This is a genomic window from Streptomyces sp. NPDC096311, from assembly GCF_044763085.1.
GTDB lineage: Bacteria > Actinomycetota > Actinomycetes > Streptomycetales > Streptomycetaceae > Streptomyces.
Genome location: NZ_JBIWFN010000026.1, coordinates 100283 through 120499 on the forward strand (window position 1 = coordinate 100283; position 20217 = coordinate 120499).

The 20217-nt window shown below is 70.6% G+C and carries 13 protein-coding genes and 2 pseudogenes; 3 read left to right on the forward strand and 12 right to left on the reverse strand.

The window, feature by feature from the left end:
• Window positions 1-14: 14 nt before the first annotated feature.
• The 9 genes and pseudogenes from ACIRA5_RS45145 to ACIRA5_RS45185 all read right to left on the reverse strand — a co-directional run bounded on the left by ACIRA5_RS45145 (window position 15) and on the right by ACIRA5_RS45185 (window position 12298).
• Entirely contained in the window at window positions 15-989 is a 975-nt protein-coding gene (locus ACIRA5_RS45145) for a DNA polymerase thumb domain-containing protein (protein WP_403701898.1), read from the reverse strand.
• On the reverse strand, window positions 986-4591 hold the full coding sequence (locus ACIRA5_RS45150; protein ID WP_403701901.1) for a DNA polymerase III subunit alpha: 3606 nt from the start codon (window positions 4589-4591) through the stop codon (window positions 986-988). Before ACIRA5_RS45150 ends, ACIRA5_RS45145 begins: the two co-directional genes overlap by 4 nt.
• Before the next feature lie 202 nt (window positions 4592-4793).
• Entirely contained in the window at window positions 4794-5876 is a 1083-nt protein-coding gene (locus tag ACIRA5_RS45155) for a S1 family peptidase (protein ID WP_403701904.1), read from the reverse strand.
• Between the two features lie 246 nt (window positions 5877-6122).
• The gene (locus ACIRA5_RS45160) at window positions 6123-7076 is read right to left on the reverse strand and encodes a slipin family protein (protein ID WP_403701907.1); all 954 of its coding nucleotides are present in this window, start codon (window positions 7074-7076) and stop codon (window positions 6123-6125) included.
• Between the two features lie 186 nt (window positions 7077-7262).
• The gene (locus tag ACIRA5_RS45165) at window positions 7263-8162 is read right to left on the reverse strand and encodes a S1 family peptidase (RefSeq protein WP_403701910.1); all 900 of its coding nucleotides are present in this window, start codon (window positions 8160-8162) and stop codon (window positions 7263-7265) included.
• A 312-nt stretch (window positions 8163-8474) separates the two neighbouring features.
• Complete coding sequence (locus ACIRA5_RS45170) at window positions 8475-9257, reverse strand: DUF1684 domain-containing protein (RefSeq protein WP_403701913.1); 783 nt, start codon at window positions 9255-9257, stop codon at window positions 8475-8477.
• A gap of 4 nt (window positions 9258-9261) precedes the next feature.
• A pseudogene (locus tag ACIRA5_RS45175) lies at window positions 9262-9603 on the reverse strand (F420-dependent methylene-tetrahydromethanopterin reductase); the annotation flags it as partial.
• Between the two features lie 77 nt (window positions 9604-9680).
• On the reverse strand, window positions 9681-11435 hold the full coding sequence (locus ACIRA5_RS45180) for an FAD/NAD(P)-binding protein (RefSeq protein ID WP_403701916.1): 1755 nt from the start codon (window positions 11433-11435) through the stop codon (window positions 9681-9683).
• Window positions 11432-12298, reverse strand: a complete 867-nt coding sequence (locus ACIRA5_RS45185; protein ID WP_403701919.1) for an amino acid ABC transporter permease — start codon at window positions 12296-12298, stop codon at window positions 11432-11434. Before ACIRA5_RS45185 ends, ACIRA5_RS45180 begins: the two co-directional genes overlap by 4 nt.
• Before the next feature lie 516 nt (window positions 12299-12814).
• On the opposite strand from ACIRA5_RS45185, the pseudogene ACIRA5_RS45190 reads away from it, so the two are divergent.
• Window positions 12815-13484 (forward strand): annotated as a pseudogene (locus ACIRA5_RS45190) (ABC transporter substrate-binding protein); the annotation flags it as partial.
• Window positions 13485-13555: 71 nt separating this feature from the next.
• Here ACIRA5_RS45190 and ACIRA5_RS45195 read toward each other — a convergent pair.
• Window positions 13556-14812, reverse strand: coding sequence for a DUF5685 family protein (locus ACIRA5_RS45195; RefSeq protein WP_403701921.1), 1257 nt, complete (start codon window positions 14810-14812; stop codon window positions 13556-13558).
• A gap of 290 nt (window positions 14813-15102) precedes the next feature.
• Here ACIRA5_RS45195 and ACIRA5_RS45200 point away from each other — a divergent pair, with 290 nt between their 5' ends.
• Window positions 15103-15543, forward strand: a complete 441-nt coding sequence (locus ACIRA5_RS45200; RefSeq protein WP_352051383.1) for a cell division protein SepF — start codon at window positions 15103-15105, stop codon at window positions 15541-15543.
• Between the two features lie 39 nt (window positions 15544-15582).
• Here ACIRA5_RS45200 and ACIRA5_RS45205 read toward each other — a convergent pair whose 3' ends face one another.
• Together ACIRA5_RS45205 and ACIRA5_RS45210 are read right to left on the reverse strand one after the other, a co-directional pair.
• On the reverse strand, window positions 15583-16773 hold the full coding sequence (locus tag ACIRA5_RS45205) for an acyl-CoA dehydrogenase family protein (RefSeq protein ID WP_403701924.1): 1191 nt from the start codon (window positions 16771-16773) through the stop codon (window positions 15583-15585).
• Window positions 16774-17093: 320 nt separating this feature from the next.
• Entirely contained in the window at window positions 17094-18701 is a 1608-nt protein-coding gene (locus ACIRA5_RS45210; RefSeq protein WP_403701927.1) for an MFS transporter, read from the reverse strand.
• A 259-nt stretch (window positions 18702-18960) separates the two neighbouring features.
• On the opposite strand from ACIRA5_RS45210, the gene ACIRA5_RS45215 reads away from it, so the two are divergent.
• Window positions 18961-20130 (forward strand): glycosyltransferase family 39 protein, encoded by a 1170-nt coding sequence (locus ACIRA5_RS45215; protein WP_403701930.1) that lies wholly within the window; start codon window positions 18961-18963, stop codon window positions 20128-20130.
• Window positions 20131-20217: the final 87 nt, after the last annotated feature.

Genomic DNA, 20217 nt, shown 5'->3' on the forward strand with positions numbered 1-20217 from the left:
CCCCCGTACCGGATCTACGCCGCCAGCGTCCCCGGCATCACCGCATGCGGGCCGAACTTCGCTCGCGCGCGGTCCGCGACCTCCTCGATGCGGCGGACCTTCTCGTCCACGGGGTCGAAGGTCAGCTGGTGGGAGGCCTGTTCGGCGGGGGTGAGGCCCTCGGCGCGCAGGCCGATCGCGCGGACCCGGGCGCGCTGGAGACCGAGCGTCTCGTACAGGGCGTACGCGGTGGCGGTGAGCGCCGAGGAGTGGGCGGTCGGCTCCTTGAGAGTGCGGCTGCGGGTGGTCGAGGAACGGTCGGCGTAGCGGACGGTGAGGGTCAGGGTGCGGCAGACCTTCTCCAGGGCGCGCAGCCGGGTGCCCAGTTCCTCGGTGCCGGAGAGCAGCGCACGGCGGTGCAGGGACGGGTCCAACTCGTCGCGGGAGAAGGGGCGTTCGGTGGCGAGAGAGTGCGAGGTGGCGTTCGGGACGACCCGGCCGCGGTCGACGCCGGACGCCTTCTCGTGCAGTTCGCGGCCGGTCCGGGCACTGGTCAGGCGCTGGAGCGTGGACAGGGGCGCGGCGGCGACCTTGCCGATGGTGTCGAGGCCGTACTCGCACAGGGTGCGGGCGGTGGCGCCGCCGACCCCGGGCAGCGCGCCGACGGGCCGCTCGGCGAGGAACTCCGCGACGGCGTCCGGCTCCCCGGGCACCACCCGGGTCACTCCGGGCACGGCCTCCCGCAGTGCCATCCGCGCGAGCATCGGCCCAGGTCCGGCGCCGATCGCGCAGTCGATCCCGTACCGGGCGAGTGCCCGCACCCGGATCAGCGAGGCGAACTCCACGGCGGTCCGCCCGAAGTACCGTTCGGCGCCCCGCAGATCGACCAGCACGCGATCGGGCGGCAGCGCCTCGATGACGGGGGTGAACTCCTCCAACAGTCCGAGGAGCCCCGGCAGGGCAGCCTCGTACATCGGAGGCAGCTGGAAACGTACGCAGAGGATGGTCATCCCGCACTCCCCGGACTCTGGTGCCACAACTTCTTTCCTCCCGCGGGCCCTTCGCCCGCGGGACGCAGATCGGCCCAGGGGTGCATCTCGTACCCCGTGGGCATCCGGATCTTCCGGCTCTCCTTCGCGCCCTCCCCCTCCGGCAGGGGCTCCGCTGCGGGCTCCGCCAGCCGCGCCGCCACCACGTCGAGGCCGCCCTCGGTGCGCAGCTCGACCAGTTCGGCGAGGTTCCAGGCCGCCGCGCCCACCACGCTGAGGCTGCGCGGACCCCGGCGCTGCACCACTCCGCGCACCAGCAGCAGCCAGGAGTGGAAGACGGTGTGGGCGCAGGCATCGTGCGAGTCGTCGAAGAAGGCGAGGTCGACCAGGCCGGTGCCGTCGTCCAGGGTGGTGAAGATGACGCGTTTGCCGGAGCGGATCGGCGGGGTCTGGGTGGCCGCCTTGGCGCCCGCGACCAGGACCGTCTCTCCATGCCGCGCCTCCCGCAGCCGACGTGCCGTCACCACGCCCAGCTCCCCCAGGAACTCCCGGTGGTCGTCCATCAGATTGCGCGAGGCGTCCATCGACAACACGCCCAGTTCGGCGCTGAGCCGCTCCGTCGAGGAGAGGTCGGGCAGCCCGGCGGAGGCGGTCTTCCGCCCGCCGGAAAGCGGGAGTTGGCCGCCGCCCGCACCCCGGGATCCCCGGTGCAGTTCGGTCAGGTGCAGTTGCAGGTCACGCCGGTTGGCGCCGAACGCGTCCAGCGCGCCGACCTGCGCGAGCCGCTGTGCGAGCGGCCTGCTCGGCCGGGCCCGCTCCCAGAAGTCGAGCAGGGAGGCGTACGGCTGTCCGTCCGCGATCCGCGCCGCCTCGGCCTCGCTGATGCCGTGCACGTCGCAGAGGGCGAGGCGGACACCCCAGCGGCCGGCAGAGCCAGCAGATTCAGACACCAGTTCGATACGGTGGGCGACCGCCGACCGGTTCACGTCCAACGACAGGATCGGCACTCCCCGCCGCCGCGCGTCCGCCAGCAGCAGCCGCTTCGGGTACATCCCGGGGTCGTGCGTGAGCAACCCGGCGTAGAAAGCGGCCGGGTGATGGGCCTTCAGCCACGCCGACTGGTACGTCGGTACGGCGAAGGCGACCGCGTGCGCCTTGCAGAAGCCGTACGACCCGAAGGCCTCCACGATCTCCCAGGTCCGCGCGATGGTCTCGGCGTCGTATCCCTTGGCCGCCGCGTTCTGTGCGAACCAGAACCGGATCCGCCCCTGCGACTCGGGGTCGGAGAGCCCGCGCCGCACCCGGTCCGCCTCGTCGCGTCCGCAGCCGGTCATGATGTCGACGATGTCGATGATCTGCTCATGGAAGACCACGACGCCGCATGTCTCCTTCAGCGGTCCCTCCAGGTCCGGGTGCGGATAGCGGATCGGCGCCCGCCCGTGCCGCGCCTCGATGAACGGCCGCACCATGTCGGCGGCGACCGGTCCCGGCCGGAAGAGCGAGATGTCGACGACGAGGTCGTGGAAGGTCGCGGGCTGCAGCCGCCCGACCAGGTCGCGCTGTCCGGGCGACTCGATCTGGAAGCAGCCCAGCGTCTCGGCGGACTGGATGAGCCGATAGGTCGCCGGGTCGCCCGGCGCCACCGCGTCGATGTCCGGCCGGTCCCCCGTGGCCCGCTGCACCTCGGCCACCGCGTGCGCCATCGCGGACTGCATCCGCACGCCCAGCACATCGAGCTTGAGCAGCCCGAGGTCCTCGACGTCCTCCTTGTCGAACTGCGACATGGGGAAGCCCTCACCGCTGGTCGGCACGACCGGCGTACGGGCGAGCAGGGAGGCGTCGGAGAGGAGCACCCCGCACGGATGCATGGCGATGCCGCGGGGGAGGGCGTCGAGGGACTCGACCAGCTCCCACAGCCGTCCGTACTTCTCCCCTTTCCGCTGAAACTCCCGTGCCAGCTCCCGCAGTTCGGGCAGCTCATCCATCGCCGCGCGGGCGTCGCGGGCGCGGATGTGCGGGAAGGACTTGGCGATCCGGTCGATGTCGGCCGGGTCCATGGAGAGGGCGGCGCCCACATCGCGGACGGCGTGCCGGACCCGGTAGGTCTCGGGCATCGAGACGGTCGCGACCCGCTCGGTGCCGAACCGGTCGATGATCGCGCGGTAGACCTCCAGCCGGCGCGCGGACTCCACGTCGATGTCGATGTCGGGCAGCACCGAGCGGCGCTTGGACAGGAAGCGCTCCATCAGCAGCCCGTGCTCGACCGGGTCGGCGTGCGCGATGCCGAGGAGATGGTTGACGAGGGAGCCCGCGCCGGAGCCGCGCGCGGCGACCCGGATGCCCATCTTCCGTACGTCGTCCACGACCTGGGCGACCGTCAGGAAGTAGGAGGCGAAGTCGTGGTGGGCGATGATGTCCAGCTCGCGGTGCATGCGTTCCCAGTAGTCCCGCCTGCGGTCGTAGCCGCGCAGCACCATGCCCGCCGCCGCCCGGGAGGCCAGGACGCGCTGGGCGGTGCGCCGGCCCGCGCCGACGAGATGCGGTTCGGGGAAGTGGACGGTGCCGATGCCGAGGTCGTCCTCGGGATCGACGAGGCACTCGGCGGCGGCGGCCTGGGTCTGTTCGAGCAGACGGTAGGCGGTGTCACGGCGGTAGCCCGCGGCCTCGACGATCCGTTCGGCGGCGCCCAGCATGGCGGCCTCGCCCTTGAGCCAGGCCTCGCCGGAGTCCAGCTCGCGCCGGGGGTCGACGGGGACGAGGCGGCGGGCGGCGTCCAGGACGTCGGCGACCGGACCGAGGCCCGGGTCGGCGTACCGGACCGCGTTGCTGAGCACCGGGCGCACCCGCTGTTCGGCGGCGAAGCCGACGGTGCGGGCGGCGAGCCGCAGGGACCCGGGCCCGGTGCCCTCGCGGCCGTGCCAGACGGCTTCGAGACGCAGGGCGTCGCCGTAGATCTCCCGCCAGGGCGCGAGCAGCTTCGCGGCGCGGTCGGGGCGCCCCGCGGCGAGTGCGCGGCCGACGTCGGAGGCGGGGCCGAGCAGTACGGTCAGTCCTTCGGCGTGGTTGTCCGGCCGGAGCAGCAGGGGCTGCCGCCCCGGGCCGCTGTCGGGACCGCCGCCCGCATGTGCCGCCGTGACGATTCTGCAGAGGTCGGCCCAGCCGGCCGCGCCGTCCCGGGCGAGGAAGGTCACCCGGGGAGTCGACTCATCGATGAAGGCACCACCACGGACCGGGGCGCGGCGCCGCTCCCCTCGTACGGGCTCCCCGGCTCCTCGTACGGGCTCCCCGGTTCCTCGCACGAGCTCCCCGGCCGCCCGGGCGGAAGCCGAGCCCGTAGGCGCGGAGGCCCGGGCCGCCCGGGCGAAGGACTCCGCCGTTCGGGCGGAAGCCCTCGTCTCTCGGGCGGGAGCCTCGACCGCGAGCTCCGCCCCGAACAGCGGACGGACACCCGCCTTCGCACAGGCCTTGGCGAACCGGACCGTGCCCGCGAGGCTGTCCCGGTCGGTGAGCGCGAGGGCGTCCATGCCCCGCTCCGAGGCACGCTCGGCCAGCCGCTCCGGGTGCGAGGCGCCGTAGCGCAGGGAGAACCCGGAGACGGTGTGCAGATGCGTGAACCCCGGCACACGCACCTCCCGCACCCGTTCGTATCCGTTCGTATCCGTTCGTGTTCGAGGGCCCTCTCACCCGGCTCTCGAACATTCGTTCCCAATGACCCCACCCCCACCATAGACCAATTTCCGAACATGTGTGCGACATCCGTTCGGGCCCGTCCCACCTGCGCAAACACCGGCCCACCCGGCCCTGAGCAGGCAGGACGGGAGCGCGTCAGCCGATCTGGGCGCCGAAGGCCGAGAGCGCCTCGGTGACCGGCTGGAAGAAGGTCTCGCCGCCCGAGGTGCAGTCGCCGCTGCCGCCCGAGGTGAGGCCGATGGCCGTGGAGCCCGAGAAGAGCGAGCCGCCGCTGTCACCGGGCTCGGCGCAGACATCGGTCTGGATGAGTCCGTCGACGATGTCGCCGTTGCCGTAGTTCACGGTGGCGTCCAGGCCGGTGACCGTGCCGCTGTGCACCTGGGTCGTCGAACCGCTGCGCGTCACCGACTGCCCGACGGTCGCCGCACCCGCCTGGGTGATGGGCTGCGCGGAGCCGTTGTAGAGATCGACCTCGCTCGGGTGGTCGACCGTCGAGGTGTACTTGACCAGACCGAAGTCATTGCCGGGGAAGCTGGACTGCTCGTTCGTGCCGATCTCCTTGCCGCTGGAGTCCGACCAGGTGGAGATCGCCCGGGTGCAGTGCCCGGCGGTGATGAAGTACGGCTGGCCGCCCTTGACCACGTTGAAGCCGAGCGAGCAGCGCCCGCCGGAGCCGGTGATCGCGTCGCCGCCCGCGATGAAGGGCTTGAACTCCCCCTTCGTACGCTGGAGTTCGGCCTTGGCGCCGAGACCTTCGACGACCTTGGTCAGCCGGGCGAGGGCCGTGCCCCCGACCGTGCGGTCGGCGGTGACGACGACCTTGTTGGTCCCCGGGTCGGTCGCCCAGGACGTGCCGGGGATGGTCGCGTCCTTCTTGAGGGTGGTACGGGCGCTCGTCAGCTCGGCGAGGGAGTTCTCGACGATTCTGGCCTGGGCGCCGGCCGCCTCGACGACACTCGCCGCGGCCCGGTCGAGCACGTTGACGACGAGGTGCCCGGCCTTCGCGTCGTAATAGGTTCCCGCCGCGTCGGGACCCAGGTCCTTGCCGAGCGTCGAGGCGAGCTTTCCGGCCGCCGTGATCGAGAGCGGCCGGGGCGCCGCGCTCTTCTGCGTCTCGCTCGCGTTCGCAGTCTGGAAGGTGACTCCCGCGGCGATCAGGGCGGCGACACTCGCGCCTGCCACGGCTGCGCGCCGCCCGGATATACGTCGGTGCTTCACTTCGCGTCCTCCTGTGGGGGGCGGCCCGGGAGGTCGTGGGGACCTCCGGGGCCGGAAGGCGTACGGAATCGAAAGGCGTACGGGCGCCCACTATTCCGAGACCCACAGGTGGCTCACAAGGTCGACTTCAGGACGCGCGTACAGCAACGGGTGCACGCCCCCGGCGCCTTGACCCTGTGTGATCGCACCCTGTGCGTTCGCAGTGCAAACACCGCGTGCGAGTGACCCATGTGCAGCCCGTGAGGTCTAGTCCTGTCCGGTTTTCGATCCTTCAGGGTCCGATCCCAACGGGGGCGCGAGGGAAGACGGTTGCTCCTGCACCGATTGCTCCACCGGTTCCCGCACCGGCTGCTCCACCGATTCCCGCACCGATTGCTCCACCGGTTCCCGCACCGGCTGCTCGGTCGACGGCCGCGCCTGCTCGGGTGCCGGGGCGGCCGGCTGCTGTGCCCGTTCCAGGAACCGCAGCAGTTCCACCGGGAAGGGAAGCACCAGGGTGGAGTTCTTCTCGGCGGCGACCGCCACCACGGTCTGCAGCAGCCGCAGTTGGAGCGCGGCGGGCTGTTCGGACATCACCCCGGCGGCCTCCGCCAGCTTCTTCGACGCCTGGAGCTCGGCGTCCGCGTTGATGACCCGCGCGCGCCGTTCACGGTCGGCCTCGGCCTGCCGGGCCATCGACCGTTTCATCGTCTCCGGCAGCGACACGTCCTTGATCTCGACCCGGTCGATCTGCACACCCCAGCCCATGGCAGGACTGTCGATCATCAGCTCCAGGCCCTGGTTGAGCTTCTCCCGGTTGGAGAGCAGATCGTCCAGGTCGCTCTTGCCGATGATCGAGCGCAGCGAGGTCTGCGCCATCTGCGAGACCGCGAACTGGTAGTCCTCGACCTGGATGACCGCATCGGTCGCGTCGACCACCTTGAAGTAGACGACCGCGTCGACCCGGACCGTGACGTTGTCCCGCGTGATGCCCTCCTGCGCGGGGACGGGCATCGTCACGATCTGCATGTTGACCTTGCGCAGCTTGTCGACGAAGGGCACCACCATGGTGAACCCGGGCCCACGCACGTCCGAGCGCAACCGGCCCAGGCGCAACACCACACCGCGTTCGTACTGTTTGACGACACGGGCCCCGGCCATCGCGTAGACGATCCCCACGGATGCGACGGAGACTCCCGCCGCCACCAGTTCCTCGACCATCACGGCCCCCCAGGGTCCGAAGTGGGCGCATCGGGCAAGTACCGCATCAGGCGCGTACCCGGCGTGTACCTCGACGGTAACTCCGTCACCCGAGCAAGGGCGAGCCCCCGCACGACAGTTGCGTACGGGGGCTCGCCTGCTGCTGGCTGCAGGTCCGGTCGTGCGGGTGTTACGGGGTACCGTCGGTCAGCCGACGCTCACGCCGTAGTAGCTCAGCGCCTCGGTGACCGGCTGGAAGAAGGTCGTACCGCCGGAGGTGCAGTCACCACTGCCGCCGGAGGTCAGACCGTAGGCGACGGAACCCCCGTAGAGCGGACCGCCGCTGTCGCCACCCTCGGCGCAGACCGTGGTCTGGATCATCTGGTAGACCACGTCGCCGCTGCCGTAGTTGACCGTGGCGTTCAGCGCGGTGACCCGGCCGCTGTGCGTGCCCGTGGTCGAGCCGCGACGGTAGACGGTCGTGCCCACGCTGGGCGTGGCGGCGCTGCTGATGGTCTGGCTGCCGACCGCGCTCGGGTGCGCGATCGAGCTGTTGGTGTAGCGCACCAGCGCGAAGTCGTTCGTCGGGAAGCTGTAGCTGACGTTCGTGCCCAGCGTGGTGGTGTGACCCGAGTTGGAGTACCAGGTGGAGGCGACCTCACCGCAGTGGCCGGCGGTCAGGAAGTAGTAGGTGCTCCCGCTGTGCACGTTGAAGCCGAGCGAGCAGCGGTAGGCACCGCCGTAGATGGCGTCGCCACCGGTGATCAGCTTCTTGAACTTGCCCGGGGTGTGCTTGATCGTGAGGGCCGCGGCGTTGCCGCCCGCATCCTTCTTGATCTTCGCGATCTCGGCCTTGGAGACCGTGCTGTCGACGGTGACGACGACGCGGTTCGTCTTGGCGTCGACCGCCCAGGCGGTTCCCGCGATGTCGGACTTGAGTACCGACTTGTTCACCGTGCTCAGCTGGGTGGCGCTGAACGTATGGACGTCGGATGCGTTCGCGGTGGGGACGGAGAACGCTGCGGCGGCCAGGAGTCCGGTGGTCACGGCGATCAGCCGGGTCCGTCTCGCTATACCGCTGCGGGGGGTGGTGCGCTTGATCCTCACTTGTCGTTCCTCCCGAGGGAAGTAGGGGGCCCGCGTGGGGTCGGGGCCCGTGAGGCGCAGCCGAGAGCCGCCCGACCGGATTCCGGACAAGCCGTGCTCCTGACAAGCGCTGTGGGGGAGTATTCGGCCGCACGGCCGACGGGCGCAAGGGCACCTTTCGGCCGTGCAGCGTTCAACTGACGTACCACCAGCGGTAGTTGATCTTCCCAGACTCGGGTGTGCGGATTGCGTGTGGATCGTCGGGGCACTCGAAGCGCCTGGAGAGCTCGGAGGAGTGAGCGGAGGGCGTGGAGGGTGCGGCGGAGTGAACCGTCAGAGCAGCGTGCGCTCCCCCGCCGGGACGGCCACGACCAGGGTGTTCCCGGGCGGCGGGAAGGGGCAGATGAAGTGATCGGCGAACGCGCACGGCGGAAGCACGGCCCGGTTGAAGTCCACCGTCGTACGCCCCTCGGCGTCGGGTGCCGCGGGGCGCAGGAACCGGAAGCGGTAGCTGCTGTCCCCGCTGGTCGTGTCGGCGAACACGGCCCACAGCGAGCCGTCGCTCTCCACCGACACCTGGAGCGTGAGGTCCTCGCCGTCCAGGGTGAAGGCGAGGATGCCGCCGAGCCCCAGACCGCGGGCGACTCCGTCCGCGTTCTCCACATGGACGGTCCGGCTCTCGCCGTACGGCGTGAAGTGCCCCGGCACCGACCAGCGGGGGTCGTACGGCGTCGCCTCGACGCCCTTGAATGCCGCGCGCGCCTCGGAGGCGGGGTCGAAGTCGCGTACGCCCCAGATCCCTTCGCGCACCAGGACGACGAACCGGCGCTCGCCGAGCCCGACCCGGGACTCGGCCGCGGGCCCGGGGTCGGCGTCGAGCCGGGCCTCGCCGGTGAAGGGCTTCCCGTCCAGGCTCAGACCGTCCTCGGGGGCGGCCGTCAGCAGGACCCCGTCCTCCTGATCGGTCCACAGCCCGGGGATGTCCGGAAGTCGCCCGTCCGGATAGTCCTCCAGCCAGTGCGTGCCGGTGAGCGCCAACGGGCCGTGGGAGGCGGACACCGTCTCGACGCGGCGCTCGTGCCACCGCTCCCATTCCTCGGATGCGTCTTTCGTCATGTGATCAACCCTTCCATACGGGTTCCGGCAACCCGAGGTGTGAGCGCAGCGTCGTGCCCGTGTATTCCGTGCGGAAGGCGCCCCGCTCCTGGAGCAGCGGGACCACCCGGTCCACGAACTCGTCCAGTCCGCCCGGGGTCAGATGGGGGACGAGGATGAAGCCGTCGGCGGCGCCGGCCGTCACGAACTCGTCGAGTTCGGCGGCGACCGTCTCCGGCGTGCCGACGAAGGACTGCCGCCCGGACGCCTCGATCACGGTCTGCCGGATGGACAACCCCTTCGCCCGCGACAGGGCCCGCCACTTCTCCGCCACCGCGAGGGGGTCGGCAACGCGCACCCGCCCCTGCTTGGACGGACCTGATGTCGACCATGGAGGTCATCGTGTGAATCCCTTGTGCTGGCAGTGGAGTTGGCGGTCGGGGGTTACGCGGCGGCCCGATACGCAAGATCGCGCAGGAACGCCAGCGCGGCTCGCGCGGTGGCGTCGTTCTGCCGGAACGCGGGCCCGCCGGTGCGCGGCCTGGTGAAGGCGCCGGGGGTACGTACGTCGGTGTAGGGCCCCAGCGCGAAGCGCCGCGGATGCGGCCGGCCGGCCCGGTCGAGGATCCGACCGTCGCAGCGGTCCACCCGCAGCAGCCCCTCCGGGGTCTCGACTGCCCCGTCGGCGTGCAGTTCACGCAGCAGCGGGTCGAGGGCGCGCCCGACGGTGGGCTCGGGCAGCCGCGCCTCGACGAGCGCCCGCGCCTCGACCGTCTCGCCCGGCACGGTCGCGCTCGACGCCCGGAACACCCCGTCCTCGGCGACCACGGCCATGTCCGCGCCCACGAACCTCACGACGCCGGCCCGGGACAGTGCGAGCAGCTGCCGCAGCCGGGGTCCGGGCGGCCCTGAGGCGAGGTAGCTGAAGAAGCCGTGCCACCAGGCTCCGACGTCTCCGAGCCGGATCAACTGCCCGTAGACGGAGAGGAGTCCGAGAAAGACGGCGAGGTCGGGGCTGTTTCCGGGATCATGACGACGACTCAGATCTTCCTCGACGTACGCCCGCAGACCCTCCTGGAACTCCTCGTGCGACGCGTACCGCACCCCGTCCAGCGGACGGTCGAGCGCCGCGAGGTCGAGCCGGTCGGCGGGGTCGGGCACGGCGGATGCCACGAGGGCCTCGCGCTCCGCCGCCTCCCCGGCCGCGTACTTCTCCTCGAAGTCGCTCCAGGCGATCGCCGTCCGCTCGGGGTGGACGGTGAACAGCCGGTGGTAGTGCGCGAACCCCAGCTCCTTCTCGATCGACGGCCACACATCCCGCCGGAAGTCGAAGCCCTCCGGCCGCGCCAGCAGCGCGTCGACCTCGGCGGGCCCGAAGAACCGTGGCAGCGGCGGCCGTTCACCGGTCCAGTCGTAACCGATCTTCGAGTGGTAGGGCACTCCGCGCCGCGACCCGACATGCAGCACCGGTTCCCGCCCCGACGGAAGGTAGGTGTCACCGTCGTACCGCCCGCCCCGCCCCTCCGTGAGCAGCACCATCAGGTCGACGAAGGCGAGCCCGAAGCCCCGCACGAGGACGGGTTCGCCGGGCGCGAGCGAGGACAGGTCACTGTCGGCGGTGAAGTCGGGCGGCAGATGGACCAGGTCGTGGGCATGCGCGTACGTCGCCAACTCGCGCTGCTCCTGGTTGAGTTCGGCGTCGAGATGGCCGAGCGCGAGAACGACGAGGTCGGCGAGAAGGGGACGCGGACGGCCCTCCAGCCACACCTGCTGGCGCCCCTCGCGCGGGCCGCTGACACGCAGGGCCCTGCACGGGTGATGGTGGACGGTGACGTCCGGCGGCAGGGCGGCCACGGCCTGCTCGTGCACCCAGCTCAGGTACGCCCCTTGCAGCTGTCGGTCGGCGAAGGTACGGCCGTCGACGGCCGCCCATTCGTGCAGCGTGGGACCGGGGCGCACGGGCCCGTCCATGACCACCGTCTCGTCGGTGAACATGGTGACGTCCTCGGCGTGCGAGTTCATCCACAGCAGCGGCGACTGCGCCTCGCGCCAGATGCGTCCGGCGCCCGGCGGATGGGGGTCGACGAGATGGATGTCGAGTCCCGAACCCGCGTACAGCTCGGGCGCGTTGGCGGCGATGCGCTCGATGAGACCGGTACCCCGCGGCCCGGCCCCGACGATCACGAGAGTGGGCGTCACCGGGTGCGCTCCGAGCCGCGCGCGTAGTGCTTCTCGACGTAGGACTGGCCGAGGCCGAGGACCGAGATGACGACGGTGTACCAGAGGGTGGCGACCATCAGCAGCGGGATGACCTGGTAGGTGCGGTGGTAGACCAGCTGTACCGAGAAGAGCAGGTCCTGCACGGCGATGACGCTGATGATCGAGGTGCCCTTGAGGGTGCCGATCAGCATGTTCCCGGCGGGCGGCACGATGGAGCGCATCGCCTGTGGCAGCACGATCCGCCACCACCGGCTCCACCGGCTCCACCGGCTCAGACCGAGGGCCCGCGCGGCCTCGATCTGCCCGCGGTCGACGGAGAGGATGCCGCCGCGCACCACCTCGGCGGCGTACGCGGCCTCGTGCAGGGTGAGCCCCATGATCGCGACCGCGATCGGGGTGAACAGATTGACCGTCTTCACGCCGAGGATCTCGGGATACAGCGCCCCGATGTTGAACCACAGCAACAGCTGCACCAGGATCGGAATCGACCGGAACAGCCACACATGACCCCAACTGACGCTGCGCAGCACGGGATTGCCGGACAACCGGGCCGCCGCGAGCAGTGTCCCCAGCGCGAAGCCGAGCACCATCACCACAGCCGTCAGCCACAGGGTGAGCCACAGGCCGCGCAGCACGGAGTCCGAGGTGAAGTAGTCACCGACCACCCCCCATTGGAACGCCTTGTTGCGGACGACGGAGGTGACGGCGAGCCCGAGCACGACGAGTACGGCGACGGCGGCCGTCCACTGGCCCAGGTGGCGCCGCGGAACGATCCGCAGGGAGTCGGCCTGCTCCGGTATGTCCGGTGCGGCGGATGTTTTGGCGAGGGTGTCGGAAGACATACGAAGACTCCGTGACGTGGCCGAACACGGGTGGATGCCTTCACACGAAGCGCCTCACGGCGCAGTACGGCCGAGCCCCTCAGCAGGGCCGTCCACCGAGAGTACGGGCCCGTTTCCCCCCGCTGTCAAGGCTGTCCATACTGTGAGCCGTACGTCTCAAGTCAGTTGACGCACCACCGGATGCCTGTTCCACTTGGCCCATGCATCCACAGCAGTGGCTGGTCAAGCGCTCCCACATCGACTTCGGTCGCGTGTGGTCCTCTTCCTGTTGAGCTGACCCACTGCGCGCCCCGATCGCTTGATCCCTTGATCAATCCGATCACCTGATCCCCTGGCCGACCGGGCGCCCTTCGCGTTCTCCCTCCCTTTCGCCTTCACACGCGCACCCTCCCCTCGGGTTCTGCTCACTCTTGCTCTCAGGAGACCGCACACCATGCGTACGTCGATACGTACCCGTTATCGGCATTTTGCCCCCTTCGTCATCATCACCTCGGCGGCCCTGCTCCTCACGGCATGCGGACGCTGACGGGCCAGGACGTCGACTTCGCGGAGGCCGTGGCCAAGGCGCTCGGCATCGGACTCAAGACGGAACAGGCCGGCTTCGAGGCGATCCTGCCGGCCCTGGACAGCGGCAAATACGACTTCGGGGCCGGCAACTTCGGCGTCACCGACGAGCGGCGCAAGACGATCGACTTCGTCACCTACATCAACGACGGCCAGGGCTTCGCCACACGCTCCGACAGCAAGCCGGCCAAGATCACCGACCTCAAGCAGCTGTGCGGCCTGAACGTCGCGACCGGAGCGGGCACCACCTTCGAGGCGACGCTGGAGGAGAACAAGAAGGTCTGCACCGACGCCGGCAAGAAGGCGTACAAGGTGCAGACCTACAGCGAACAGGGCGCAATCTGGTCCTCACTCCAACAGGGCCGCAGCGACCTCGTGATGAGCACCATCAACGGCCTGCGCTACGCCGTCGCCCACCAACAGGGCGTCAAGTTCCTCAACGAGTACCACCGCCTGGACGTCGGCTTCGCTTTCAAGAAGGGCACGAAGCTGGCACCGGCCTTCCAGGCAGCGGTGAACAAGCTGATCGCGGACGGCACCTACGACAGGATCCTCAAGAAGTGGGGGACGACGGTTCGCGATAGTGAAGTCGCAGATGTCGCCGCCGGAACTGAGGAACTAGACCCCTTCCCGCCACGGACACGGCCGCCGGGCACACGCCCGGTCGCCGCGCGCCGCCGTATACGGGTTCTGTCACAGTCCGCAGTCGCAGCACGAGCAGCACTCGCAGATCTCACAGGCCTCGCAGCAGCTGCAGTCACAGTCGCAGTTGCCGAGGCAGCCCTCTCGCCTCCTTCGCGACCACGGCCCCTCGAACTCGTCGGCACAGCACACCTTGCAGGTGCAGCACACGCCGATCGCGGCCGCGCACCCGGCCCAGAAGCCTCGTCTGCCGGGCCCTGGCGGCGGGAAGGAGGGAGCGCCACCGAAGGGGTTGCCGCCACCACCATAAGGATTCTGCCCGTCGTACGGGCTCTGCGGGCTCTGCGGGTTGTACGGCCCACCGTGCTGCGGCGGCCCGAAAGCCCCCCGCACACCGTCCGCGTGGTCCTGGTACCCGCACCCGGAGGTCCCGAACGCGCGGTCCACCGACCGCCCCAGCTCGTGCACGAGCAGCAGATGCGCCAGCTTGCCGTCCGTACTGCGCTTTTCCGGGGAGACCCCGGACCCCCAGGCCACCTCGCGCAGCGCGAGCCGTATCCCGTACAGCGCGTCATCGGCGAGCCGGCGCGCCTCCACGAGCGAGGTGCCGGTGGCCGTGAGCGGGTTCCACGCTCCCGACGCGGCGTCAGTCTCCCGGTCCTCCACGGCGTCCAGCAGATGCGCGAGCCGCCCGAAGAGCCGGCCGGCCTCGGCGAGCGGCTCGGCGTTGTCCGGCCGCCCGGCCAGGACGGCCGTGTGCGCGAAGGCGGCGGCGGTCGCGGTCTCGGTGGGCTCGGTGACGGCTCGCAGCGGCGTCCCGGGACCGGCGAGCGCCTCGATGCCGACCTGCCGGTCGACGGCGTCGACGAGTACGGCGGTGTCGAAGCCCACGTCGGATCCGGTGCGGGCCCCGGCGCGCCCCCAGTTCGCGGCGACCCGGCGGGCCACGAGCGCCACCGGCCTGCGTGCCAACAGCCCGTCCCTGTCCGCCACGTGGTCGCGCACCTTGGCCGAGGCCAGCACCAGCGAGACGGCGGCGGCGAGGCGGGCTCCCTCACCCTGCGCGACGGACGCGGTCCGCATCCCGCGCAACGGGCACGGCCCCGCCGTACGCCGCCACCCGGTGGTGCGCTCGGCCTGAGCCTCCGTCAAAACCGATATCAGCAGCCCGTCGTAATTGGTGACAACCCGAGCGAACTGTCCGTGGTCTCCGCGCAACGCGAGACAGAGTCCGCACAGATGCGCCATCCACTGTGCTGTCAGCCCCTCACCGAGGCGGTGGCTGCAGGGCCTCACGATTCCGAACATGACACTCCCCCGTGCCTCGTGCGACGTTGAGCTGCGGCATCGTACCGACCCCTTCGTTCACCCGTACGCCCTACTCATCACCCGAACGCCGTCGAGAATCATATTTCACTCACAGTCAGCAGCCGTACACGGCAACACCCTTGGGGCACGCGGGCTCTCGACGAATTCGCTGTGCACCAGTACCGTCACGAAACCCCCGCGCGGCGTCTATCCACTTGGCGCGACATCCGCATCATGGACGACCATGGGGATGCGGAAAGCAAGAAAGACCGCTGTGAGAGGAGGCGTCCATGGGATCGGTGCGCAAGGCGAGTGCCTGGCTTGGCCTCGTCGACGACAACGATGACGAGCGTTACTACGACGACGACAACTACGCCGAAGGACAGGACTCCGGCGATGCCTGGGTCACGGACCCGCGCGTGAAGGTCGCGTCCGAGACGGCGGAAGAGACAGGCCGCCGGATCGGCACGGTCACCCCGGACAGTTTCCGGGACGCACGCGGCATCGGCGAACTCTTCCGGGACGGCGTCCCGGTCATCATCAACCTCACGGCCATGGAGCCCGCCGACGCCAAGCGCGTGGTGGACTTCGCGGCCGGCCTGACCTTCGGCCTGCGCGGCACCATCGAGCGGGTCGCCACCCGGGTCTTCCTGCTGACCCCTGCCAACACCGAGATCGTCAGCGGCGAGGCCCCGGGACGCCCGACGGACGGTTTCTTCAACCAGAGCTGAGGCAGGGCCGCTCACCGGCCCTGCTCTCCGGTGCTCGACTCACCGAAAGGCGTCGAGTCCGGTGAGCGCCTTGCCCAGCACGAGTTGATGCATCTCGACGGTGCCCTCGTAGGTGAGCACCGATTCGAGGTTGGTCGCGTGCCGCATCACGGGGTATTCGAGCGAGATCCCGTTGGCGCCGAGGATGGTACGGGCGGTCCGGCAGATCTCGATCGCCTCCCGTACGTTGTTGAGCTTGCCGAAGCTGATCTGCTCGGGACGGAGCCGTCCCGCGTCCATCCGCCGCCCCAGATGGTGGGCGAGCAGAATCCCCTTGTGCAGTTCCACCGCCATGTCGGCGAGCTTGGCCTGGGTGAGCTGGAAGCCGCCGATGGGCCGTCCGAACTGCTCGCGCGTCTTCGCGTACTCGACGGCGGCCTCGAAACTGGCCCGCGCGGCGCCCATCGAGCCCCACACGATCCCGTACCGCGCGTGCGACAGACAGCTGAGCGGGCCCTTGAGCCCGGTCACGTCCGGCAGTACGGCGTCGGCGGGCAGCCGTACGTCGTCGAGTACGAGCTCACTGGTCACGCTCGCCCGCAGGGACCACTTGTGCTTGATCTCGGGAGCGGAGAACCCGGGGGCGTCGGTGGGCACGACGAACCCCCGGATCCCGTCCTCGCTCTGCGCCCAGACGACCGCGACCCCGGCCACGGACCCGTTCGTGATCCACATCTTGCGCCCGTTGAGCACCCAGTCGCCGCCGTCGCGCTTCGCGTACGTCCGCATGGCGCCCGGGTCGGACCCGTGGTCGGGCTCGGTCAGCCCGAAGCACCCGATGACCTCACCTGCGGCCATGCCCGGCAGCCACCGCTGCTTCTGCTCCTCGCTCCCGAACCGATGAATGGCGTACATGGCGAGGGAGCCCTGTACGGAGACGAGGGACCGGATGCCCGAGTCGGCGGCCTCCAGTTCCAGACAGGCGAGCCCGTACTGCACGGCGGTCGCACCCGCGCATCCGTACCCCTCCAACGACATCCCGAGCGCCCCGATCCCGCCCAGTTCGCGCGCCAGTTCCCGGATCCCGGGCAGCTCGCCCTTCTCGTACCACTCGGCGACGTACGGCAGCACGCGGTCCGCGGCCCAGGTCCGTACGGTGTCCCGGATCGCCAGGTCCTCCGGGTCCAGAAGGTCGTCGAGGCCGAGGGGGTCGGTGGGGTCGAAGGGCGGGAGCTTCGGGGACGCGGACATGGGGGCAGCCTCCGGCACGCTAAAACTAGCACCGCTAGTTACGGTCTCGCCCCGACGGTACGACCCAGCGTCCCGCACGTCCAGTACCTCCCCCTCCCCCGCACCACCCGTTTCCACCACCCGTTTCCACCACCCGTTTCCACCACGCTGACAAGACGGGTCCCCCGCGGGGGTGAAGCGCCATCGGCGGCTTCCGGTTCGACCGGGGCGCTCGGTGGCCGTCGGGAAGGCGCAGCCGCCGACGGACGGGCAACCCCCACGGGAGAGCCGCACGTGTCGGCGTGCTGGAAACGGGTGGTGCGTGGGCGGGAGAAGGTCGGTTACACCGAGACGCGGGACTCCGCAGCCCCCCGGGGCGCCGGAATCTCCGCCGAGCCCGCCGCAGGCACCCCGCACTCCATGACCCGAGGCAACCGCAACGCCATCCCCGCCCCCAGCAACAACAACCCCGCACTGACGAGCAACGTCACATGCAGCCCGTGCACAAAGGAGTCCCGAGCCGCATGACGCAGGGCCGCCCCCCGCACCCCGCCGAGCCGCGCGGCGACGTCGTACGCCTCTCCCAACGAGTGCCCCGCCGCAGCGGAGTCCCCCGGCGAGACCCCCCGTACGGACGACAGTCCGGGCGCGTACGCCGCGTTCATCACGCTCCCCAGAAGCGCGATCCCGATCCCCGCCCCCAGCTGGTACGAGGTCTCGCCGATCGCCGCCGCCCCACCCGCCTGCGCCGGCGGCGCCTCGCTCAGCATCGACTCGTACGCCCCGAAGAGCGTCGTCTCCAGCCCGAACCCGAGCAGCACGAACCCGCACAGCAGCAGCCCGGTGTTGTCGTCCACTCCCATCGCGGTGAGCATGACCACGGCCACCGCCGTGACACAGAACCCGAAACAGACCATCGCGCGCGGCCCGAACCGCCGCAGCAGCCGCGCCCCCGCGAGCCCCGCGGCCATCGCCGCGAAGGTGAGCGGCAGCAGGCGCAGCCCGGTCTGCAGGGGCGAGAGCCCGAGGACCAGTTGCAGGTACTGCGCGGCGATCAGCTCGAGCCCGACCAGCGCGAGCATGGCGAGGACGATGCAGCACACGGACGTACTGAACGCGGGCCGCGAGAACATCCGCAGGTCCACCAGCGGATGCGTACGGCGTCGCTGACGCCGTACGAAGGCGAACATCAGCGCGCCGCCCACGAGCAGCGGCGCCAGCGTGAACGGACCGAACGGTGCTTCACCGCCGCCGAGCCGCTTGACTCCGAGCACGAGCCCGAAGAGCCCGGCGGCGGCCATCAGGGCCCCCACCACGTCCCAGGGACCGTCGCGGTCGCCGTAGGACTCGGGCAGCAGCAGCCGTCCGATCGGCAGGCTGATCAGCATCAGCGGGATGTTGACGAGGAAGACCGATCCCCACCAGAAGTGTTCGAGGAGGAACCCGCCGAGCAGCGGCCCGACCGCCGCGCCCACCGCGGCGACCGCGCTCCAGATGCCGATCGCGAGCGCCCGCTCCCGCCGGTCGGGAAAGACCTGGCGCAGGATCGACAGGGTCGCGGGCATGATCATCGCGCCGCCGACGCCGAGCAGGGCGCGCGCTCCGATGAGGACCTGGGCGCTGTCGGCGAGCGCGGCGATCCCGGAGGCGATGCCGAAGAGTCCGTATCCGAGGAGGAGCACACGTCTGCGGCCCACCCGGTCGCCCAGCGTGCCGAAGAGGATCAGCAGCGCGGCGCAGACGAGTGGGTAGACGTCGACGATCCAGAGCAGTTCTATCGCGCCGGGCTTGAGGTCCTCGGTGACGGCGGGCACCGCGACGTGCAGCACGGTGGCATCGAGGGCCACGAGGAGCAGGCTGACGCACAGCACCACGAGGACGACCCAGCGGTTGGCACCGGCCCCGGCCTCCCGACGGCGACGCGCGGCGGCCGTGGTCGTCCCGGACATGTACGTACCTCCCAGATGTTCCCTCGCGTTCGGCGATCCGCTGGGTGGGGACTCCCTGCGGCTGCGGTCCAGGAGGAGCGGGGTCCCGGACGCACGCATCAAAGGCGAGTGAGCGGCCAGCGTACGCGAGTTCCTGTCTCATACACGTGGCGGACCTCTCACGTTCTCCTTGCCGAGCATGTGGCGTACGCCACGCTCCCCCCGGTGCACCACGCCCCGGACGGCCGCCCGGTTCCGCCCGCCGTCGATAATCGAGCCCGTGACCGATCTTGAGACGCCCCTCGCGACGCCGCCCGGCGCGAGCGCGCCACGCCGGGCCGCGCCCGCCCTCCTCGGGTACGCCGCGGTACGGGCCCTGGGCGTCCTCACGCTCGCCCTGTGGAGCGCGGCGAACGGCAAGAGCGCCCACACACTGCTGACGGCCCGCTGGGATTCGCTCTGGTACACCCGCGTCGCCGATCTCGGTTACGGCTACGAGGTGCGGCTGCCAGGCGGTGACGTGCACTCGAACCTCGCGTTCTTCCCGCTGCTGCCCTGGCTGGAGCGGCTCGTCTCGGCGCTCACCCCTCTGTCGTACGCGGATGCCGGGCTGCTGGTCAGCACGTTGGCCTCGCTCGCCGCGGCCTGGGGCGTCTTCGCCGTCGCGGACCACGTGTACGGCCCCCGCGTGGGCGTCTGCGCGGTGCTGGTCTGGGCGGTGCTGCCCGTCGGCATCGTGCAGTCGATGGCGTACAGCGAGTCCCTGTTCACGGCGCTCGCCGCCTGGTCGCTCTACGCGGTGCTGACCGGCCGCTGGGTGACGGCCGGTCTGCTCGCCGCCTTCGCCGGCCTGACCCGCCCGGTGGGGGCCGCGGTGGTCGCGGCCCTGTGGGTGGCGGCCATCGCCTCGTTCGTGCGGGATCGGAGCGCGCACCCCGCGCCCGGCGCGCCCGTGCTCCGACGCGCCCTCGGCATGCTCCTCGCGCCGCTCGGCGCCGCCGGGTATGTGCTCTGGGTCGGCCACCACACAGGCAAGGGACCGCTCGGCTATCTCGACGTCCAGGCGGGCTGGCGCAACGGATTCGACGGCGGGTACGCGTTCGCCCGCTTCGTGGGCGACAAGTTCACGTCATTTCCGTCCGCTCTGGCCGGCGTCGGACTGATCGTCGGAGTCGCACTGATCGTCTGGCTGTACGTGACGTGTGTACGACAGGGCCAGCCGCCGGCGCTGCTGGTGTACGCGGGGATCGTCGTCGCGCTCGCCCTGTGCGCGTCGAGTTACTTCGGCTCGAAACCGCGCCTCCTGCTGCCCGCTTTCCCCCTCTTGCTCCCCCTCGCGCTGGCCCTCGCCCGACTGCGTACGTCCAGGTCAGCGCTGATCCTCGGTGGCGTGGCGCTCGCCTCCGCGCTCTACGGAGCGTTCTGGCTGAACGGCTCCGGTCCGCCATGATCCATCCGCTGACGCTCGGTGAGCGGCTGGAGAATTCCACCCCAGGATTCGGTGAACGAATTCAAAAGTGGCATAAAACAGAAGCCC